This window comes from Burkholderia sp. BE12, assembly GCF_002959955.1.
GTDB lineage: Bacteria > Pseudomonadota > Gammaproteobacteria > Burkholderiales > Burkholderiaceae > Burkholderia.
Map to the genome: position 1 here is coordinate 380,760 of NZ_PREY01000001.1, position 20,148 is coordinate 400,907.

Here is a 20,148-nt window from a genome sequence, read left to right on the forward strand (position 1 = left end):
GCAGCGTGGCTGCGCGCCGGTCGATCGCCCATTCAACCATGTCACACGCCGTTTCCGCGGTTTTTCCGACGCGTTGTTTCTTCCTTCGAAAGTGCAAGCCGTGATGCCGCGCGACACGCGCGCTTCCAACCCACGGAACAACGTGCGCGCCGTATTGCGGATCACCGCGCGACGGGCCTTTAATGCAGGGCAACCGCGACGCAAACCCATGCGCTGCACGAGACGTTCAAGCGTGCCCGATCGAGCTGCATAGCCATAACAACGAGGAGATGCCACCACAATGAAATTGTCATTCAAGCAGCGGCTCGGCTTGCCGTTGGTTCTGAGCCTGTTCTGTCTGATTCTGCTGTCGGTCACGGACGCGTACCGGAATCGCGAGATGCGTCTCGAGGAGCGCAAGTCCGATCTTGTGCATGCCGTCCAGATCGCACTTGCCACGGCCGAGTTCTATGCGAAGCGGGTCGATGCGGGCGAGCTGAGCGCCGAACAAGCGCAACGGCTGGCGATGGACGTGATTCGCGGCATCCGTTACGGCGAAGCGGGTAGCGGTTATTTCTCGATTGTGAACTCGAAGGGCGTGGTGTTGATGTACCCGTTCGATGCATCGATCCAGAACAAGCCGTTGAGCGAACTGAATCCGAAGACTGCTGCCATCGTCAAGCAGCAGGTCGAACTGGCCGCGCGAGCCGGCAGCGGGTTCCAGCGCTTCGACTATCCGAAGGAAACGCCCGGGGTGACGACCGACGCTGCGCGAATCGCGTATGTCGATACGTACCGTCCATGGGACTGGATCATCAATACGAGTCTGTTCGTCGACGACATCGACAGCGCGTTTCAGGCAAGCCTGCTGCAAAGCTTCGGCCTCTTTGCGCTGATCGCGCTGGTGATGAGCGGCATCGTCGTGGTGCTCAATCGCGGCATCGCCCGCACCATAGGCGGCGAGCCTGCCGATGCGGTCGAGATTGCCGGGAGAATCGCGGCCAACGATTTCACGGCCGTCATCGCGACCGCGCCGAACGATTGCGGTAGCCTGCTCTATTCGATGAAACGGATGCAGGCGAATCTGTCCGGCGCCATCGACGGCATCAAGGCGAGCGCGGATTCGATTGCATCGGCGGCCGCGCAGATCTCGGCCGGCGATCTCGATCTGTCGCGCCGCACCGAGATGCAGGCTGCTTCGCTGCAGGAGACTGCGGCGAGCATGGCGGAACTCTCGTCGCGAGTCGGCCAGAACACCGACAACGTTCGGCAGGCGCTGGAAGTCGCCGTGCAGGCCGTGCAGTCGGCCGAGCGTTGCAACGGCGTGGTCTCGCAGGTCGTCGAGGCGATGGGCAGTATCGATGCGAGTTCCGGCAGGATCGCCGAAATTGTCGGCATCATCGAAAGCATCGCGTTCCAGACCAACATCCTCGCGCTCAACGCCGCCGTCGAAGCGGCGCGTGCAGGCGAGCAGGGGCGCGGTTTCGCCGTCGTCGCGTCGGAGGTGCGTTCGCTCGCTCAGCGTTCGTCGTCGGCATCGAAGGAAATTCGGGAATTGATACACGAATCCGTCGGACGCGTCAGGGGCGGCGTGGAGCTCGTGAACGCCGCGGGCACGTCGATGGCCGAGATCATGCACGCGATCTCGCGTGTGACGGCCTTGATGGAAGAAGTCGCAGCGGCCTCGGCGGAGCAGGGGCACGGCATCGATCAGGTCAACCAGGCCGTGTCGGAGATGGACCGGGCGACGCAGCATAATGCCGCGTATGTCGAGGAAGTCGCCGCCGCGGCGCAGTCGCTCGACGATCAGAGCAAGCAACTCGTCGCGATGATTTCGAATTTCGTCGTGCGCGAGGCCGACACGTCGCCGATGCCGGAAGTACTGCATACACCATACGATGGGGCACCCGCGATCGCGCGACGTCCGGTGCCTGCGAGCGAGTCCTATGCGATGTAACGGTGGACGCGATGTCGCGATCGTGCAAAACGATCGCGCGGCGCCGGTCGACGCAATTCGGCTCGCCCGAACCCTGGGGACAAGATGACGAACACGTTGCTGACAGATGACTCGACGCCTGGCATCCGCGTCGTCACGCTGAATCGCCCCGAGCGGATGAATGCGCTCGACGGCGCGACGCTCGCGGCGTTGAACGACGCCGTGCGCACGGCAGGCGATCCGGGCCGCGATATCCGCGTGATCGTGATTCGCGGTAGCGGCCGCGCGTTCTGCGCGGGCAACGACCTGAAGTGGCTCGCGAGCGGCGTGCTCGCCGATCCGGCCGCGCATATGCGGCATCAAGACCTGATGCAGGACACGTTCGCGTTGATAGAGGCGTCGCGGCAGATCGTGATCGCGTCGGTCAACGGTTATGCAGTCGCAGGCGGGTTCGAGCTGGCGCTGGCGTCCGACATCGTGATCGTCGACGAAAACGCGGAGCTGGGCGACGCACATCTGCAGCGCAATCTGCTGCCGAGCGGCGGCGGCTCGCAGCGGCTGCCGCGCAAGATCGGGCTGCCGCGCGCGATGTACTACCTCATCACGGGCCGACGCATGACGGGCCGCGAGGCTGAGCGGATCGGGCTCGCGGCGCTCGCGGTCAGCGGTGACGCCCTCGACGCCGAGACGATGGCGCTCGCGCGCGAGATCGCGCGAACCGACGCCGATGCGCTCGCGGCGATGAAACAGATGACGCGCCGCGCGCTGGAGATGCCGCTCAACGACGGGCTGTCGATGGAGCGGTGGATGCAATACCGTTACCGGACCGAATCGCCGTCGCTGGTGGCGTCGGTGCACGCTTTCGCGCAGGGCGAGCGCCGTTGAGCGGCGGCCGGCCGCGCGGGACGCACGCGCTCAGGGACGTTTCGCGCGCCGCTTGCGCGGCGGCGCTGACGCGACGGAAGCGGCAGGCGCGGCCGTTCGCGTGGCCGCGTCCGCTGTGAGCTGTTCGCGTTTCTCGACGAGGAAATCCATCAGCGCGCGCACCTTCGCCGGCATCTGCTCGCGCGACGGCGTGTACAGGTAGTAACCGGGAAACGGCTTGCACCACGGCGCGAGCACACGCACCAGCGTGCCGGCATCGAGATGCTCGCGCAGCGCGATGTCCTGGTGCTGGATCAGGCCGATGCCTTGCAGTGCCGCGCGTATCATCCCGTCGTCGTCGTTCGTGATCGTGGTGCCTTGCGGCTCGACCTCGAACGCATGCCCTTCGATCTCGGGCGACGTGAATTCCCAGCGATAGATCGCGCCGCTCGTCGTATGGCGATAGCAGAGGCAGTTGTGCCGGATCAGATCGGCGGGCGTCGCCGGCGTGCCGTGACGCGCGAAGTAGTCGGGCGAGCCGGCTACGACCATCTCGAGCATCGGCGTGATCGGCACGGCCACCATGTGCTCGGCCAGGCTCTCGCCGAGCCGGATGCCCGCGTCGTAACCGTGGGCGATGATATTCGACAGCCCGTCGTCCATCACGAGCTCCACGCGCAGCAACGGATAGCGCGCCATGAATTCGCCCAGGTGCGGTTCGAGCAGCTTGCGCGCGGCCACGCGCGACGTGTTGATGCGCAGCAGCCCGGACGGGGCGTGGCGGACTTCGTGCAGGTTGCGGATCGCCGCTTCGATCGAGTCGAAAGCGGGGCGCAACGTGTCGTACAGCCGTTGGCCGTCTTCAGTCAGCGACATGTCGCGCGTGGTGCGGTACAGCAGCTTCACGTTCAACTGCCGCTCGAGCGCTTTCAGGTTCTGCGAAAGCGCGGCGCGCGACACGCCCATTTCCGCGGCGGCCTTGGTGAAGCTCAGATGGTGCGCGATGTGCACGAACCAGACGAGGGAAGGGAGCTGGGACGGATCCATGATGCGATTGTCAAGTGTGACTGACGAATATAGTTGAAATTCGATGGGCGGGTAAGCGGCGAAATGCCGATATCGGCCGGCGCGCGGGAACCGGGAAACGGGCGCGAAGAGGGGGAAGCGCCGGCGCGTGCGCGCCGGGCGGCCGCGCAGGCCGCGAACTGGCTTGCGTGCAGCGAGTCGGCACCGATCCGCGCGCACCGGGCAGCGGTGCGCGCGACGATGCAGTCGATCCGGTCAGACGATCTTGCGCGATCGCAGCTCGGCCACTGTCCGTGCGTCGAAGCCGATGCCGGCGAGGATTTCGTCGGTGTGTTCGCCGGTCAGCGGAGGCCGCGTATGGATTTCAGGCGGCGTGCGCGACAGCGAAACCGGCGTCGCGAAGATCGGCACCGGTTTCGGCGCGCCAGGATAGTCCATCCAGCGAATCACGTCGGCGGCCTTGATGGTTTCGTCCTCGAGCGCCTGGCGCGGCGAATTGACCGGACTGGCCGGGATCCGCGCCGCCTCGAGCGCGGCCAGCGCGTCGGCGAGCGTCTTGTCGGCGCACCATTCGCTCATGATGTCGCTGAGGAACGCGCCGTTCTCGCCGCGCAGCGTATCGTTGGCGAAGCGCGGATCGTCGAGCAGTTCAGGCCGCCCCACGAGCTGCGTCCAGCGCTTGAACATCGGTCGGCCGATGACCTGCGTGATGAACCAGCCGTCCGTGGCCTTGAAGATGTCGGACGGCGCATAGCCGGACGCGCGGTTCAGCGTGGCCTGACGATCGAGGCCGAGCAGCGCTTCCTCGATCAGTGCGCCGCTGGCCATGTTCAGGCCCGTACACAGCAGCGACGCGCTGACTTCCTGGCCCATGCCGCTGCGCTGGCGTTCGTAGAGCGCCAGCACCACGCCGAGCGCGCAGGAAAACGCCGTCGCGAAGTCGACCACCGGCACCATCGCCTTTTGCGGCCGGTCGGGCGTGCCGGCCATATACACGGCGCCGCTGAGCGCCTGGCCGACGCCGTCGAAGCCGACCCGATCGCGCACGGCTTCGCTGTTGCCGAACGCATTGGACGCGACGAGAATGACGTCGGGCTTGATCGCGCGCAAGCTCTCGTAGTCGAGTCCGAGATGCTGCAGCGTGCGAGGCGGCATGTTCGCGATCACCACGTCGGCATCGACGACCAGCCGGCGCACGATCTCGCGCCCTTCCGGGCTGTCGAGATCGAGCGTCATCGAGCGCTTGTTGCGGTTGACCTGCAGAAACAGCGCGCCCTCGCCGTGTTCGGTCACGGGCACGATGAAGCGATCCTCGCCGCCGCCGACGCGGTCGATGCGGATCACGTCCGCGCCGTAGTCGGCGAGCAGCGCCGAGCAGAACGGCCCGGCGATGAAGCGTCCGAAATCGAGGACCTTGATGCCTTCGAGTACTTTCATGTTTCGTTTGCGGTAGGGTCAGGCGGAGGTCGCGGCCGTGCGCACTTCGTCGAGCGCACCGGGATTGTCGAGCGACGACAGATCGCCCGGCGGCTGCCCGCAGTACACGCTGCGGATCACGCGCCGCATGATCTTAGAGCTGCGCGTCTTCGGCAGTTGCGCGACCACGTGCACGCGGCCGGGCCGGAACGGGCGGCCCAGGCGCTTGTCGACGTGGCCCGACACGAGCGCCTCCAGATCGGCGCCGGCGATCGCGGCGTCGGGCTTCGGCACGACGAACACGACGAGCTTCTGCCCCTTGTCCGCATCGGCCACGCCGATCGCAGCCGCCTCCGCCACGTCCGGCAGCTCCAGCACGACTTCCTCGACCTCGGCGGGCCCGAGGCGCTTGCCGGCGACCTTCAGCGTGTCGTCGGAGCGGCCCATCATGAAGTAGTTGCCGTCGCGCGTGCGCAGCGCCAGGTCGCCGTGCACCCAGATGCCCGGAATGGTGTGCCAGTAGGTTTCCAGATAGCGTTCGTCGTCGCGCCAGAACGACTGCGTCATGCCGACGAACGGCGCGCGGATCGCCAGCTCGCCGACCTCGCCGGTCACGCTGACGCCGTCGGCATTCACCACGTCGGCGGCCACGCCGGGCGATACGGTATTGAAGCCGCTCGGCGGAATCGGCCGGATCGGTACGCTCGCGAGCAGCGCGCCCGACGCCTCGGTGCCGCCGGTGTAGTTGATGACAGGTGCAGTGCCGTCGCCGAAGCGCTGCAGGAACCAGTTGAAATGTTCGGGTGCGATGCCTTCGCCGGCCGTGATCAGCAAGCGCACGGTCGAGCGGTCGCCCGCGAGCGCCAGCCCTTCGTGGCTGGCCATGCCGCGGATCAGCGTCGGCGCCGAGCCGAAGTGCGTGACGCGGTGACGTTCCACCACGCGCGACATGCGCGACCAGTCGGGGTAGTCCGGCGCGCCGTCGTAGCACACCAGCGTCGAGCCGCGCAGCAGCGCGCAACCGAGTACCAGCGTGCCGGCGATCCAGCCCATGTCGGCGGGCCAGCAGTAGACGTCGCCGGGATGCACGTCGAAATGTACGAGCGAATCGTGAGCGATCTTGATCGGGAAGCTGCCGTGCGTATGGACCACGCCCTTCGGCTTGCCGGTGGTGCCCGACGTATAGATCACCATGAACGGCGTGTCGGGCGTGACCGACACCGGCTCGATTGCGTGGTCCGCCGCGGCGCGAGCCGTTTCCTGCCAGTCGAGGTCGCGCGCGTCCTGCGCGGTGTCGCCTTCGCCGCGCTTCCAGATCACGTGTTCGAGCAGCGGCAACTGGCGCCACGCATCGCGCAACGCGCCCTGGACGTCCACGCGCTTGGTGCGGCGCGAGAAGCCGGTCGACGCGATCACGATGCGCGCTTCCGCAGCCGACAGGCGCGCGACGATCGCATCGACGCCGAAGCCGCTGAACAGCGGCACGACGAGCGCACCGAGATGCACGATCGCGAGCAGCGAGACGGTCGCCTCGATGCCGTTCTCCATCAGCAGGCCGATGCGGTCGCCCTGTTTGACGCCGCGCTGCGCGAGCCCCGCCGCAAAATCGCGCACGCGCCGTTCGAGTTCCGCATAGGTCAGCTCGCTCACGCTGCCGTCCTCGCGCTCGGCCACCACGGCCTTCTGTTGCGCGGTGGCGGGGTGGCGCGCCCAGCCGTAGATGGTGTTGACCCAGTTGAGCTTGCCGCCGGGGAACCACCTCGGAAACTGCGGGCCGCGCGACAGGTCGACGTAGCCCGTAGGCGGCACGTCCCACGCGATCGCGCATTCGCGCATCACGGTCTGCCAGTAGCGCTCGGGCTCGTCGATCGACACGCGCATCAGTTCTTCATACGACGGCACGCCGAGCGCGCGCATCAGCGTCACGATGCCGGCGTTCTGCAACTCGCGCTGGCCGGGTTGCCACGCGCGGGCGGATTCATGGTCAGTCATGATCGGTCTCCTTGCTCAGGCGCGCTCGACGATCATCGCGATGCCCTGACCGCCGCCGATGCACATCGTTTCGAGGCCGTAGCGGACCTTGCGGCGCTGCATCTCGTGCAGCAGCGTGCTCATGATGCGCACGCCCGTCGCGCCCACTGGGTGACCGAGCGAGATGCCGGAGCCGTTCACGTTGAGCTTGTCCTCGAGCGCGTCCATCGAGCTGCCCCAGCCCTTGACGCAGGCGAGCGCCTGGCACGCGAACGCTTCGTTGAGCTCGATCAGGTCCATCTGGTCGAAGCGCAGGCCCGTGCGTGCCAGCACCTTCTGCACGGCAGGCACGGGACCGATACCCATGCGCGCCGGATCGCAGCCCGCAGCGGCCCAGCCGACCAGCCAGCCGAGCGGCGTGAGGCCGAGTTCGTCGAGCTTGTCCTCGGCGACGATCAGGCAGGCGGCGGCCGCGTCGTTCTGCTGACACGCGTTGCCGGCCGTGACGACGCCGTCCTTCATGATGGTGCGCAGTTTGGCGAGGCTCTCGGGCGTCGTGTCGCCGCGCACGCCTTCGTCCTGCGCGACGATCAGCGCGTCGCCCTTGCGCTGCGGCACCGACACGGGAACGATCTCGGCGTCGAAATGGCCGGCCTGCTGCGCGGCCGCGGCGCGCCGGTGGCTGCGCGCGGCGAACCGGTCGGACGCTTCGCGCGTGATGTCGTATTCGCGCGCCAGCGTCTCGGCCGTCTCGATCATGCCGCTGATGCGGCCGAAGCGGCTTTCCGGCTGCGAGCGCTCGCGGCCGCGGTCGAGCCGGTCGTGCATCGTGACCGAACCGGCACGCTTGCCCCAGCGCATGTCGGTCGTATAGAACTCGACGTTGCTCATGCTTTCGACGCCGCCGGCCATCACCACGTCGGCCGCGCCTGTCTGCACCATCATCGCCGCGGTGGCTAGCGCCTGCACACCGCCGCCGCAGCGCCGGTCCAGCTGCATGCCGGCCACTTCGATCGGGAAGCCCGCTTGCAGCGCGACCCAGCGCCCCGTACACGGCGTCTCGCCGCTCGCATAGCTTTGCGCGAACACGACGTCGTCGAGGCGCGCCGGGTCGAGCCCGGTACGCTCGACGATGGCGCGCGCGACGGTGGCGCCGAGTTCCTCGACGGGAACGCCCTTCAACGTTCCGCCGAACGCGCCCACCGGGGTGCGCAGCGGAGAGACGATGGCTGCTCGTTTCATTTGGAATGCCTTTGAATGTCGTCAATAATCGGCCACCGTCGCGCGCGTGTCACGCGCCGGCGGCCTGGGTTGTTGCGCTGCCGCCGCCGGATCAGCCGTAGCGTCCGCCGGTCACGTGCAGCACTTCGCCGCTGATGAAGCCGGCACGCTCGCTGGCGAGGAACGCCACCGCGTCGGCGATGTCGTCCGGGCGCCCGACGCGCTTGATCGGCTGCGCGGCCACCGCACGCTCCTTGATCGTTTCGTAGGTCGGCAGCGCCTGCACCATTTCCGTTTCCATGAAGCCCGGCGCGACGCAGTTCGCGGTGATCCCGTAGCGGCCTTCCTCCATCGATAGCGCCTTGGCCATGCCGATCAGGCCGGCCTTGGCGGCGGAGTAGTTGGCCTGCGTCGGGTTGCCGAGGTACGCGCGCGAGCTGATGTTGATGAGCCGGCCCCAGCCCTGCTCGATGAAGTGCGGCATGACCGCTTTCGCGGCCAGGAACGCGCCCTTGAGCATGACGTTCATCACGAAGTCCCAGTCGTCCTCGCTCATCTTCACGAGGTACTTGTCGCGCGGCGCGCCGGCGTTGTTCACGAGGATGTGCACACCGCCGAAATGCGCGACCGTTTCATCGACGAGGCGCTGCACGTCGGCCGCGCACGTGATGTCGCCGACGATGCAGTGCGCGGCGAGCCCTTCGTCCTGCAGCGCTCGGGTGGTGGCTTGTGCCAGCTCGGCATTGATGTCGGTAACGACGACGCTCGCGCCTTCCTGCGCGAGCCGGCGCGCGGTGGCGGCGCCGAGGCCGCGCGCCGAGCCGGTGACGATGGCGACCTTGCCGGTCAAACCCAGATCCATGACTGTCTCCTGAAGAATTGCGTATCAGCGCAGGTCGACCCGCGCGTTGGTCAAAACCACCACGTTGCGCTCCACGGCCGTGACGCGCAGTGAAACCGTGTCGCCGCGCACCCACATCTCGGTACGCAGCGTGTCGCCGGGCCAGGCTGGCGCGGTGAAGCGCACGCGCATGCCCGCGAAGCGCGTGTCGTCGTAGGCCAGTACCGTGCGCAGCACCGCGTGCGCGGCCACGCCCATCAGCGCCATGCCGTGCAGGATGGGGCGCGCGAAACCGGCCGCGGCGGCCACCGCCGGGTCGGCATGCAACGGATTCAGGTCGCCGCTCAGGCGGTAGATCAGCGCCAGTTGCGCGGGCGTGGTCAGCTCGCAGACGTGATCGGGCTCGCCGTCGGGCATCGCATGCGGCACCGGCAGCGGCGTGGTGCTGCCGCCGTCGCCGAAGCCGCCGTCGCCGCGCAACAGGCTCAGTTGCACGACGGTCGCCAGCAGGTGGCCCGTGTCGGCATTGGCGATCTCGCGCGTCTGCTGCAGGAACGCGCCCTTGTTTTCGCCCTTGTCCCACAGCCCGGTGATGCGCGTCGTGCCCGTGACGCGGCCGCTGGCCGGCAATGGCGCGTGAATCCGGATTTCCTGTTCCGCATGCAGGATCTTTTGCCAGGTGATGCCGGTGTCCGGCTCGCGTGCCCAGAAACCGGGATAGGCGAGCACGTTCGCCATGGTCGGCAGCGCGCGCAGCGACGTGCCGGCGCGGCCTTCGTAGACGTAACGCAGTTGCCCCGCGTCGAGCGGATCGGCGCCGAGGCCCACGCCGAGTGCGTAGAGCTGCGTATCGCGCAGCGAGTACGCATGCTCGATGGGCGGGAACGGACGGGACAGCAGATGATCGGGCTGGAGCGGCATGGCAAACGTGACGGCAGTGGATTCGAGTGCTCACGATGGAGCCGCGTGGTTGTCGGGTCAACGGATCGGCGCAGATTGTTCCGTACCTTGGCAGGCGTCCGGGCCGCGGTGCGCGCCGGCCCAATGTCGGCCGTGCCGGCGCCGTTTCATTCTTCGGAACGTTTTTGGCCGTGCAATTGTTTCGGGCCGGCCGCCGGCGCAGCATCTCGTCGTCTTTCTCATCTTTTTTCAGGCCCACCGACATGATTCGCGATCAAGAAACGCTCAACGGCCTGCTCGACTCCATCGCCCGGTTCGTGCGCGAGCGGCTCGTGCCCAACGAGGAACTCGTGGCCGAAACCGACGAGATTTCCGACGACATCGTCGCCGACATGAGGGCGCTGGGCCTGTTCGGCCTCACGATTCCGGAGCGCTTCGGCGGTCTGGAACTGACGATGGAGGAGGAGGTGCTGGCGGTGTTCGAGCTGTGCCAGGCTTCTCCGGTCTTCCGCTCGCTGTTGGGCACGACCGTGGGCATTGGCTCGCAAGGGATCCTGTTCGACGGCACGCCCGAACAACAGGAGAAGTACCTGCCGCGCCTCGCGACCGGCGAGCTGATTGCGTCCTTCGCGCTGACCGAACCGGAAGCCGGCTCCGACGCGGCGTCGCTGCGCACCACCGCGATCCGCGACGGCGACGACTACGTCGTGAACGGCACCAAGCGCTTCATCACGAACGCGCCGCATGCAGGCATCTTCACGTTGATGGCGCGCACCAACCCGGAAGACAAGGGCGCGGGCGGCATTTCGGCGTTCATCGTCGATGCGAAGTCGCCCGGCATCAGCTTCGGCAAGCGCGACAAGAAGATGGGACAGAAAGGCGCCCATACCTGCGACGTGATTTTCGACAACGTGCGCGTGCCGGCCGCGAACCTGATCGGCGGCAAGGAAGGGCAAGGTTTCAAGACGGCGATGAAGGTGCTCGACAAGGGGCGTATCCATATCGCGGCCGTCTGCGTGGCTGTGGCTGAGCGGATGCTGTCGATGGCGTTGTCGTACGCGATGGAGCGCAAGCAGTTCGGCAAGCCCATCGCCGATTTCCAGCTCGTGCAGGCGATGCTGGCCGACAGCAAGGCCGAGATCTATGCGGCGCGCTGCATGGTGCTGGACGCCGCGCGCCGGCGCGACGACAAGCTGCCAGTCAGCACCGAGGCATCGTGCGCGAAGCTGTTCGCGTCCGAGATGTGCGGCCGCGTGGCCGATCGCGCGGTGCAGATTTTCGGCGGTGCCGGCTACATGGCCGAATATGCAATCGAGCGTTTCTATCGCGACGTGCGCCTGTTCCGGATCTATGAAGGCACGACCCAGATCCAGCAGATCGTGATTGCCCGCAACATGATTCGCGACGCGCAATAAGGCGCGGTGTGCGCCGTCGCAATTTCAAAATCAGAACTCGATTTCAGAATTGAACGAATTTTGAAACCGCCTTTGAACGATCTCCACGCGCGTCGGGGCCGTGCGGTCGAGATCCGATGTGGCCTGCTTTTTGCATGATTGAACCTCGACGCATGGGGCGCCCGCCGGCCACGCAGGTATCTCCGCGAGCCAGACGGGCCGGGCCGAAGAGCGACAAGCTTCTATACACGCAAGGTGATGCAATGACTGGCTATCAAAAGCGAAATGGCTACCGCAAGACGATGCGCGCAGGCTCGGGCTCGAGGGAGCGGGGGAACGCCTTCGAACAACGACGGCGCAGCCCGGCGACCGGCCCCGCGATGTGAACTGGGCGTGGGCGAGATCCGGTGCGGGTTACGACTGGATGGACCACGCGCCGCTTTTCGAGCACCGCGACTGAAATCGTGGCGGCCCGCGTCGTGGCGCGGGCCCCCGTGTCCCGATCGACGACCGACCGGCCGGTCTCCTGTTGGTCTGCCCGGTTGGTCGGCTGGATGCTGTTCGTCGTCGCGTCGTCGATAGCGGCTATCGGGCGATATGACGACGATGTCGACTGGCGAAAGCCGGGACGAAAGCAACGCCGCGTGACCGACGCGACGATCCGTCGCCGCCCCGTGAATCAGGCAGGCGGTGGATGGCGCGTCGGCGCACCTCATTCAACCCTTCACAATCCATGGCTGCCGTGACGCCTACCCCCATCCAGTCCATCCTGATCGCGAACCGCTCGGAGATCTCGATTCGCGTGATGCGCGCCGCCGCCGAGCTAAACATGCGCACCGTGGCGGTGTATTCGAAGGAAGACCGCCTCGCGCTGCATCGCTTCAAGGCGGATGAAAGCTACCTGATCGGCGAAGACAAGAAGCCGCTCGCCGCGTATCTCGATATCGACGACATCCTGCGCGTCGCGCGCCAGGCCAAGGTCGATGCGATCCATCCCGGCTATGGCTTCCTGTCGGAGAACCCCGATTTCGCGCAGGCCGTGATCGACGCGGGCATCCGCTGGATCGGCCCGTCCCCCGACGTGATGCGCACGCTCGGCAACAAGGTCGCCGCGCGCAATGCGGCGATGGCGGCCGGCGTGCCGGTGATGCCCGCCACCGCGCCGCTGCCGGACGATCTCGACGCATGCAAGGCGCTGGCTGCGGAGGTTGGCTATCCGCTGATGCTGAAGGCCAGCTGGGGCGGCGGCGGGCGCGGCATGCGCGTGCTGGAAAACGCACAGGATCTCGAGACGCTGCTGCCGGTCGCGCGGCGCGAAGCGCTGGCCGCGTTCGGCAACGACGAGGTGTACGTCGAGAAGCTCGTGCGCAATGCACGGCACGTCGAAGTGCAGGTGCTCGGCGATATGCACGGCACGGTCGTTCATCTGCACGAGCGCGATTGCACGGTGCAGCGCCGCAACCAGAAGGTCGTCGAACGCGCGCCGGCGCCGTATCTCGATCGCGAAGGTCGTCATGCGCTCTGCGAAGCGGCGCTGCGGCTGATGCGCGCGGTCGGCTATACGCATGCGGGCACCGTCGAATTCCTGATGGATGCCGACACGAGCCGGTTCTATTTCATCGAGGTGAACCCGCGCATCCAGGTCGAGCATACGGTGACCGAAATGATCACCGGGATCGACATCGTGAAGGCGCAAATCCGCATTACGGAGGGCGGCCGGATCGGGCTTGCCGAAGACGTCGTGAACGGCGCCGGAACGCTCGCCGAGCGCGCGGCCGGCGTGCCGGCGCAGCAGGACATCCCGCTGAACGGCCATGCGCTGCAATGCCGGATCACGACCGAGGATCCGGAGAACGACTTTCTGCCCGACTACGGCCGGCTCACCGCCTACCGCAGCGCGGCGGGCTTTGGCGTGCGGCTCGACGCGGGCACCGCGTACGGCGGCGCGGTGATCACGCCGTACTACGATTCGCTGCTCGTCAAGGTCACGACGTGGGCGCCGACCGCAGCCGAATCGATTCATCGGATGGATCGCGCGCTGCGCGAATTCCGCATTCGCGGCGTCACGTCGAACCTGCAGTTTCTCGAGAACGTGATCAATCATCCGGCGTTCGTCGCCGGCGACGTGACGACGCGCTTCATCGACAGGACGCCGGAACTGCTCGCGTTCGCGAAGCGCGGCGACCGCGCAACGAAGCTGCTGCGCTATCTCGGCGAGCTGAACGTGAACGGCAACGCGGAGATGAACGGCCGCACGCTGCCGGCGCTGCCGTTGCCGAAACCGGTGCTGCCGAAGGTCGACACGGCGGTGGCGATTCCAGCCGGCACGCGCGATCGCCTGCGCGAGCTCGGCCCGGAAAAATTTGCGCAATGGATGCTCGAGCGCAGGCAAGTGCTGCTGACCGACACGACGATGCGCGACGCGCACCAGTCGCTGTTCGCGACGCGCATGCGTACGGCCGACATGCTGCCGATCGCGCCGTTCTACGCGCGCGAGCTGTCGCAACTGTTCTCGCTGGAATGCTGGGGCGGCGCAACCTTCGACGTCGCGCTGCGCTTCCTGAAGGAAGACCCGTGGGAGCGCCTCGCGCAACTGCGCGAGTGCGTGCCGAACATCCTGTTCCAGATGCTGCTGCGCGGCTCGAACGCGGTCGGCTACACGAACTACGCGGACAACGTCGTGCGCTTCTTCGTGCAGCAGGCCGCGAGCGCGGGTGTCGACGTGTTCCGCGTATTCGACTCGCTGAACTGGGTGCGCAACATGCGCGTGGCGATCGATGCGGTCGGCGAAAGCGGGATGCTGTGCGAAGGCGCGATCTGCTACACCGGCGACCTGTTCGACACGTCGCGCTCGAAATACGACCTCAAGTACTACATCGGCATCGCGCGCGAGTTGCAGCAGGCCGGCGTGCACGTGCTCGGCATCAAGGACATGGCCGGCATCTGCCGTCCGCAGGCGGCCGCCACGCTCGTGAAGGCGCTCAAGGAAGAAACCGGGCTGCCGGTGCATTTCCATACGCACGACACGAGCGGGATTGCCGCGGCGTCCGTGCTCGCGGCGATCGGCGCGGGTTGCGATGCGGTGGACGGCGCGCTCGACGCGATGAGCGGCCTCACGTCGCAGCCGAACCTGTCGAGCATCGCGGCGGCGCTCGCGGGCAGCGAACGCGACCCGGGGTTCGATGCCGATCGCCTGCACGAAGCGTCGATGTACTGGGAAGGCGTGCGCCGCTATTACGCGCCGTTCGAATCGGAGATTCGCGCGGGCACCGCCGACGTCTATCGTCACGAGATGCCGGGCGGCCAGTACACGAACCTGCGCGAGCAGGCACGCTCGCTCGGCATCGACCATCGCTGGACCGAGGTGTCGCGCGCATACGCGGACGTGAACCGGCTGTTCGGCGACATCGTGAAAGTCACGCCGACGTCGAAGGTGGTCGGCGACATGGCGCTGATGATGGTCGCGAACGACCTGAGCGTGGACGACGTGCGCAACCAGAACAAGGACATCGCATTCCCGGAGTCGGTCGTGTCGCTGTTCAAGGGCGAGCTCGGTTTTCCGCCGGACGGCTTCCCGGTGGAGCTGTCGCGCAAGGTGCTGAAGAGCCAACCGCCGGCGCCGTATCGCCCTGGCGACCAGCTTCCGCCAGTCGATCTCGACGCGGTGCGCGTGCAGGCCGAGGCAGCCTGCGAGCAGCCGCTCGACGACCGGCAATTGGCGTCGTACCTGATGTATCCGAAGCAGACGGTCGACTACTACGCGCACGTGCGCGCGTACAGCGACACGTCGGTGGTGCCGACGCCGGCGTTCCTGTACGGCCTGCAGCCGCAGGAGGAGGTGGCGATCGAGATCTCGCCGGGCAAGACGCTGCTCGTGTCGCTGCAAGGGCAGCACGCCGATGCGCAGGACGGCATCGTAAAGGTTCAGTTCGAACTGAACGGTCAGCCGCGCTCGGCGCTCGTCGAGCAGAAGACGGTCGTGCAGGCCGGCAAGGAGCGGCACGGGCTGCAGCGCGCCGATCCGGGCAACCCGCTGCACGTGGCCGCGCCGATGCCGGGGTCGGTGGTGACGGTGGCCGTACAGCCGGGCCAGCGCGTGATGGCCGGCACGACGCTGATCGCGCTCGAGGCGATGAAGATGGAAACCCACATCGCGGCCGAGCGCGACTGCGAGATCGCGGCCGTGCATGTGAAGCCCGGCGAGCGCGTCGCCGCGAAGGATCTCCTGATCGAGCTGAAGGGCGACGCGTAACGCGGGCGGTGGCGGCCCGGCGCGGCGGGCGGCGGACCGCCGCCGCGCCGCGTCTTCGTGCCATTCCCGGATTCGTCTAACGTTCCGTACTTTGATCCGTCGCGCCGCGCTTGTTCCGTCTCGAATTTGGCGGAAAACCACGAAGAGGAACTGCCGGCGGCCGATTTCGAGGCCACTTATGTTTTCAGAGTACGGAACATATTGGAACTACAATTGACGCGTTTACCGGTTGGCTTCTCTAATGAAGCCATCGGACGGTCGCGTGCCGCGCGCGCCGCCACGCTGCGTGGCGGACCGCGTTGACCGACCGGTACACGCAAGTTCACGGCCGCTTCCAGAGCCAGATCGAGACAAACGGAGCAATCGATGTCGCCGCAGTCGAACCGGGCAGCGCTGCCCCTGTCAGGACAGGAAAACGCGGGTTGGCACGATGGGCCGACCGGAGACAGAGAGCGTCCGGAAGGCAGCCCCGCGTCCGGCGCGATGGTCGTTCCGCTCGCGCGCAGCCTGGCAATCCTCGCCGCGTTTTCGCCGCACGAGCCGTGGCTCGGCAATCAGGAACTCGTGATCGAGACGGGCATCCCCGCACCGACGGTGTCGCGGATGGCTCGCTCGCTCGTCGCGCTCGGCTATCTTCACTATTCGCCGCAGCGCCGCAAGTATCGGCTGGCGGCGCCCGTGCTGTCGCTCGGCTATGCCGCGATCGCGCATTCGAACGTGCAATTGCTGGCGCGGCTCGAGATGCAGGCCTTCGCGAACGCGAACGAAACCTACGTGATGCTCGGCACGCGCGACCGCCTCGACGTGATCGTGCTGGAGACGTGTGCGGGCAAGCCGGCCTCGGTCGACCTCAAGCTGTATGCGGGCACGCGGCTGCGCATCGCCTCGTCGCCGATGGGCTGGGCCTTGCTAGCCGCGCTGCCGGAACTCGAGCGCTTCTACCTGCTCGGCAATATCGAACGCAAGACCGGCCGCGACTGGCCGAGCCTGCGCCGCCGCATCAGCGAAGGCATTTCACAGGTACACAACGTCGGCTACTGCATGTCGCTCGGCGAATGGGAACCGGACCTGACGATCCTCGCGGTGCCTCTGGTGGTGCAGGATCACACGCCGCTCGTGCTGGCCTGTATCGGGCGCAGCGCGCGGCTCGGGCGCGCGCGGGTTGAACGGGAACTCGGGCCGAGGCTGGTGGCCGCGGCCCAGCACCTGCAGGAGCAGGCGGTCGTGACCGACTGACATGCCGATGAACAGAACCGACAAGCAACATGGCGTCACGCTGACCGTCGAGCGCGGGCTCGAGGTGCTGCATGCGTTTCGCGCGGCGCGTGCGCCGCTGTCCAACGCGGAACTCGTGCGGCGCACCGGTCTGCCGAAGGCCACGGTATCGCGGCTGACCACGACGCTGATCTCGATCGGCTATCTGCGCCGGGTGGGCGGCGGGCGGCAGTTCGAACTCAGTGCCGGCGCGTTGAGCATCGGCCACGCGTATCTGGAAGCCAATGCCGTCACGCGCCTCGTCGCGCCCGTGATGCAGAAGCTCGCCGACAAGCTGAACCTGTCGGTCGCGCTCGCGGTCCCGCATCGGCTCGACATGGTGTATATCGCGTGGCGCGCAAGCGCGCGGATCGCGACGCTGCGGCTCGGCGTCGGTTCGCTGCTGCCGATGGCGACGACCGCGGTCGGGCGCGCCTACCTGTATGGGCTGCCGGAGGCGATGCGCGCGCCCCTGATCACTCAGCTGCTCGATGCGGCGGGCGACGATGCGGAGACCGTGCGCGAGAACCTCGATGCGGCATTCGAGGATCTGCGGCAGTCGGGCGTATGCATGTCGGTCGGCGAGTATCAGCGCAACGCGTACGGCATTGCGTTGCCGATCGTGGTTGGCCGCACGCAAACGCTGATGGCGCTGAATTGCGGGGCCGTGGAACTGGAGCCGGACATGGCGGCGATCCGCGAGCGTGTGACGCCCGAACTGAAGGCGGCGGCCAAGACGCTGTCCTTCATCCTGAACGACGTCGACTGCGAGCCTTGATGATCGGATTCAGTGTGTTCGGGTCGCTGGTCGATCTAACTAATGATAGTTTCAATCGAAATGCAAGCTACCGCTAACCGGAGACGTGGGATGCAGGCGCAACGAGACGGCAAGGATGCAGGCGACCGGTCGGCAGCCGATGTGGAAACGCTCGAACGCATTGCCGCCGAGCGGTACACGTGCCGTGCCTATTTGCCGGACGCGGTGCCGACCGACGTGATCGAGCGCATCGTCGAGATCGCGAAACGCGCGGCGTCGTGGTGCAACGTGCAGCCGTGGCATGCGATCGTCACGTCGCGCGACACGACCGAGCGTTTCCGCGCGGCGCTCGTCGCCCATGCGGCGCAGCATCCCGGCATCGACGCAGACATGCCGTTTCCGGACGAATATCGCGGCGTGTACGGCGAGCGTCGGCGGGAAGTCGGCTATGCGCTCTATGCGGCGCTCGGCATCGCGCGCGACGACCGCCCGGCGCGCGAGCGGCAGGTTGCCGAGAACTTCCGGCTGTTCGGCGCGCCGCATGTCGCGCTGCTGACGATCCCGGCCGAGCTGGGGCCGTACGCGGCGCTCGATTGCGGCGCGTTCGTCGCGTCGTTTCTGCTGGCGGCGCGCGCGCACGGCGTCGCAACGACCGCACAGGCGGCGCTCGCTCATCACGCGCGGTTCATTCGCCGCTATTTCGGCATCGGCGACGAGCGCCGGTTCGTCTGCGGCATCGCGTTCGGTTATGCGGACATGACGCATTCGGCCAACGCGTTCCGCTCGACGCGCGCCGCCATCGCGGACGTAATGCAGCTGGTTTGACGCATGCCGTTCCCATCGATTCGCGGCGTGCCAACGCATGGCGCCAGCGAACGGCCAGATCGACGAATCCGGCCGGCAGCCACGCGTGCCGGCGCCCAAAAACAGGAGAACAACACGATGACTGGAACGAACCATACGCCCGGCCCGGCGCTGGCCGTCGTGCAGGCCGCATGGAACGCGGCTGCGCGCGACTGGAATGCCGACGCGTTGACCGGCGTCTACACGACCGATGCGCTGTTCTTCGGCGGCCGGCCCGGTCACGCGGCCGGGCACGATGCGATTCGCGCGTACTTCGCGTCGTACGAAGGCGTGATCAGGTCCGCCACGCTGGAACTGGTCGAGCAGCAGTTCATCCGGTTCGGCGACGACTGCTTTCTCGCGCAGGGCTACGGCGAATTCGCGTTCGTGCTCGGCGACGGCACGACGTCGCGCTCGCGTCTGCGCACGACGCTCGTGATCGCGGCGCAGCAGCACGAATGGAGGATACGCCAGCATCATTTCTCGGCTTCGCCGGACACGCCGCCGATCTGAGGGGGTGATTCGCACGCGAGGGCCTCGGGGCGCCCGTGCGCCGTGGCCCATACCGCGGACGCCCGCATACCGCGCGCCTTACGTCGTGCCGACGTGACGCGCGAGAAACTGCTCGGCGGCGCGGCCGAACACGTCGTTGCGGTCGCCGGCGACCATGTGTCCCGCCGCGGCGACGTTCACGTATTCGGCGTGCGGGCACAGTTCGAGAAACTCGCGCACGCCCGCTTCGCTGACCACGTCGGAACTGCCGCCGCGCACCAGCAGCGTGGGGAGCGCGAGGTTACGCGCGCACGCGGAGAAGCGGGCGTGACGGGCGGGCAGGTCGGTCGTTCCCGACAGAAAGCGCGGATCCCAATGCCAGTGATAGCGGCCGTCGTCGCCGAGCCGGACGTTCTTCGACAGGCCGGCATGATTACCCGAGTGTGAACGGTGCGAACGATAGCGCCCGATCGCATCGGCGACTTCGTCGAGCGAGCCGAATCCGTCGGGGTTCTGCTGCATGAAGGAACGGATGCGCGCGACGCCGGCCGGCTCCGTATACGGCACGATGTCGACCAGGATCAACGCACGCGCGTCGAGCTTGCGTTCGCCGATCGCGACGAGGCTCGTGCCGCCGCCGAGCGATGCGCCGATCAGCACCGGCGGGCGACGGGCGCCGAGCGCGTCGACGACGTGGCGCAGATCCCTGACGAATGCGTCCTGGCTGTAGTCGCCGTCGGCGCTCCAGTCCGAGTCGCCGTGTCCGCGCGCGTCGAAGGCCACCGCGAAATAGCCGGCGCTGCCGAGCAACGCGCCGGTGCCACCCCACGCATGACGCGTCTGGCCGCCGCCATGCAGCAGCACGACGAGCGGGGCGTCGGGATGCCCCCATGTGTCTCCGGCGAGCCGCACGCCGTCGGCGGTACGCCACAGATGCATGGGCTCGGGGGTGCCGGGAAGGCGGCGTCCCGGCCTCGTCGGAGTGCGCGCGATGGTTTGGCT

General features: G+C 67.2%; 15 protein-coding genes. 8 read left to right on the forward strand and 7 right to left on the reverse strand.

What is annotated here, in order from left to right:
• Nucleotides 1-280 precede the first annotated feature (280 nt).
• Nucleotides 281-1,936: a methyl-accepting chemotaxis protein gene (locus C4B30_RS01680; RefSeq protein ID WP_080681427.1), complete on the forward strand. Its 1,656-nt coding sequence runs from the start codon at nt 281-283 to the stop codon at nt 1,934-1,936.
• 84 nt (nt 1,937-2,020) lie between these two features.
• A complete protein-coding gene (locus tag C4B30_RS01685) occupies nt 2,021-2,800 on the forward strand; it encodes an enoyl-CoA hydratase/isomerase family protein (RefSeq protein ID WP_027786651.1) in 780 nt (259 codons plus the stop codon).
• 30 nt (nt 2,801-2,830) lie between these two features.
• Here the strand turns inward: C4B30_RS01685 and C4B30_RS01690 are convergent, their stop codons facing one another.
• From C4B30_RS01690 to C4B30_RS01715, 6 genes are all read right to left on the reverse strand, one after another.
• On the reverse strand, nt 2,831-3,826 hold the full coding sequence (locus tag C4B30_RS01690) for a LysR family transcriptional regulator (RefSeq protein WP_034185532.1): 996 nt from the start codon (nt 3,824-3,826) through the stop codon (nt 2,831-2,833).
• Nucleotides 3,827-4,060: 234 nt separating this feature from the next.
• Nucleotides 4,061-5,242, reverse strand: coding sequence for a CaiB/BaiF CoA transferase family protein (locus C4B30_RS01695; RefSeq protein ID WP_027786652.1), 1,182 nt, complete (start codon nt 5,240-5,242; stop codon nt 4,061-4,063).
• 18 nt (nt 5,243-5,260) lie between these two features.
• Nucleotides 5,261-7,213, reverse strand: a complete 1,953-nt coding sequence (locus tag C4B30_RS01700; protein ID WP_034185533.1) for an AMP-binding protein — start codon at nt 7,211-7,213, stop codon at nt 5,261-5,263.
• Between the two features lie 15 nt (nt 7,214-7,228).
• Complete coding sequence (locus C4B30_RS01705) at nt 7,229-8,434, reverse strand: acetyl-CoA C-acetyltransferase (RefSeq protein WP_027786654.1); 1,206 nt, start codon at nt 8,432-8,434, stop codon at nt 7,229-7,231.
• 91 nt (nt 8,435-8,525) lie between these two features.
• Nucleotides 8,526-9,275: an SDR family NAD(P)-dependent oxidoreductase gene (locus C4B30_RS01710; RefSeq protein WP_027785805.1), complete on the reverse strand. Its 750-nt coding sequence runs from the start codon at nt 9,273-9,275 to the stop codon at nt 8,526-8,528.
• 24 nt (nt 9,276-9,299) lie between these two features.
• Nucleotides 9,300-10,175: a MaoC/PaaZ C-terminal domain-containing protein gene (locus tag C4B30_RS01715; RefSeq protein WP_027785806.1), complete on the reverse strand. Its 876-nt coding sequence runs from the start codon at nt 10,173-10,175 to the stop codon at nt 9,300-9,302.
• Nucleotides 10,176-10,417: 242 nt separating this feature from the next.
• Between C4B30_RS01715 and C4B30_RS01720 the strand changes: the two genes are divergently transcribed.
• From C4B30_RS01720 to C4B30_RS01745, 6 genes are all read left to right on the forward strand, one after another.
• Nucleotides 10,418-11,569: an acyl-CoA dehydrogenase family protein gene (locus C4B30_RS01720; protein ID WP_027785807.1), complete on the forward strand. Its 1,152-nt coding sequence runs from the start codon at nt 10,418-10,420 to the stop codon at nt 11,567-11,569.
• A 712-nt stretch (nt 11,570-12,281) separates the two neighbouring features.
• Nucleotides 12,282-15,800 carry a pyruvate carboxylase gene (locus C4B30_RS01725; protein WP_027785808.1) on the forward strand — a complete coding sequence of 1,173 codons (3,519 nt, stop codon included), beginning with the start codon at nt 12,282-12,284 and terminating at the stop codon, nt 15,798-15,800.
• 483 nt (nt 15,801-16,283) lie between these two features.
• Entirely contained in the window at nt 16,284-17,036 is a 753-nt protein-coding gene (locus tag C4B30_RS01730; protein WP_063831215.1) for an IclR family transcriptional regulator, read from the forward strand.
• 7 nt (nt 17,037-17,043) lie between these two features.
• Nucleotides 17,044-17,832 (forward strand): IclR family transcriptional regulator, encoded by a 789-nt coding sequence (locus tag C4B30_RS01735; RefSeq protein WP_027785810.1) that lies wholly within the window; start codon nt 17,044-17,046, stop codon nt 17,830-17,832.
• Nucleotides 17,833-17,922: 90 nt separating this feature from the next.
• Nucleotides 17,923-18,636, forward strand: a complete 714-nt coding sequence (locus C4B30_RS01740) for a nitroreductase (protein WP_051421416.1) — start codon at nt 17,923-17,925, stop codon at nt 18,634-18,636.
• 117 nt (nt 18,637-18,753) lie between these two features.
• Entirely contained in the window at nt 18,754-19,167 is a 414-nt protein-coding gene (locus C4B30_RS01745; RefSeq protein ID WP_027785812.1) for a YybH family protein, read from the forward strand.
• A gap of 78 nt (nt 19,168-19,245) precedes the next feature.
• Here the strand turns inward: C4B30_RS01745 and C4B30_RS01750 are convergent, their stop codons facing one another.
• The gene (locus C4B30_RS01750; protein WP_051421417.1) at nt 19,246-20,085 is read right to left on the reverse strand and encodes an alpha/beta fold hydrolase; all 840 of its coding nucleotides are present in this window, start codon (nt 20,083-20,085) and stop codon (nt 19,246-19,248) included.
• Nucleotides 20,086-20,148: the final 63 nt, after the last annotated feature.

Excerpts from the sequence above, each read along its gene's own strand:
- C4B30_RS01680 (WP_080681427.1), top strand. The coding sequence starts at position 281 with ATGAAATTGTCATTCAAGCAGCGGCTCGGCTTGCCGTTGGTTCTGAGC.
- C4B30_RS01685 (WP_027786651.1), top strand. The coding sequence starts at position 2,021 with ATGACGAACACGTTGCTGACAGATGACTCGACGCCTGGCATCCGCGTC.
- C4B30_RS01690 (WP_034185532.1), bottom strand. The coding sequence starts at position 3,826 with ATGGATCCGTCCCAGCTCCCTTCCCTCGTCTGGTTCGTGCACATCGCG.
- C4B30_RS01695 (WP_027786652.1), bottom strand. The coding sequence starts at position 5,242 with ATGAAAGTACTCGAAGGCATCAAGGTCCTCGATTTCGGACGCTTCATC.
- C4B30_RS01700 (WP_034185533.1), bottom strand. The coding sequence starts at position 7,213 with ATGACTGACCATGAATCCGCCCGCGCGTGGCAACCCGGCCAGCGCGAG.
- C4B30_RS01705 (WP_027786654.1), bottom strand. The coding sequence starts at position 8,434 with ATGAAACGAGCAGCCATCGTCTCTCCGCTGCGCACCCCGGTGGGCGCG.
- C4B30_RS01710 (WP_027785805.1), bottom strand. The coding sequence starts at position 9,275 with ATGGATCTGGGTTTGACCGGCAAGGTCGCCATCGTCACCGGCTCGGCG.
- C4B30_RS01715 (WP_027785806.1), bottom strand. The coding sequence starts at position 10,175 with ATGCCGCTCCAGCCCGATCATCTGCTGTCCCGTCCGTTCCCGCCCATC.
- C4B30_RS01720 (WP_027785807.1), top strand. The coding sequence starts at position 10,418 with ATGATTCGCGATCAAGAAACGCTCAACGGCCTGCTCGACTCCATCGCC.
- C4B30_RS01725 (WP_027785808.1), top strand. The coding sequence starts at position 12,282 with ATGGCTGCCGTGACGCCTACCCCCATCCAGTCCATCCTGATCGCGAAC.
- C4B30_RS01730 (WP_063831215.1), top strand. The coding sequence starts at position 16,284 with ATGGTCGTTCCGCTCGCGCGCAGCCTGGCAATCCTCGCCGCGTTTTCG.
- C4B30_RS01735 (WP_027785810.1), top strand. The coding sequence starts at position 17,044 with ATGAACAGAACCGACAAGCAACATGGCGTCACGCTGACCGTCGAGCGC.
- C4B30_RS01740 (WP_051421416.1), top strand. The coding sequence starts at position 17,923 with ATGCAGGCGCAACGAGACGGCAAGGATGCAGGCGACCGGTCGGCAGCC.
- C4B30_RS01745 (WP_027785812.1), top strand. The coding sequence starts at position 18,754 with ATGACTGGAACGAACCATACGCCCGGCCCGGCGCTGGCCGTCGTGCAG.
- C4B30_RS01750 (WP_051421417.1), bottom strand. The coding sequence starts at position 20,085 with ATGCATCTGTGGCGTACCGCCGACGGCGTGCGGCTCGCCGGAGACACA.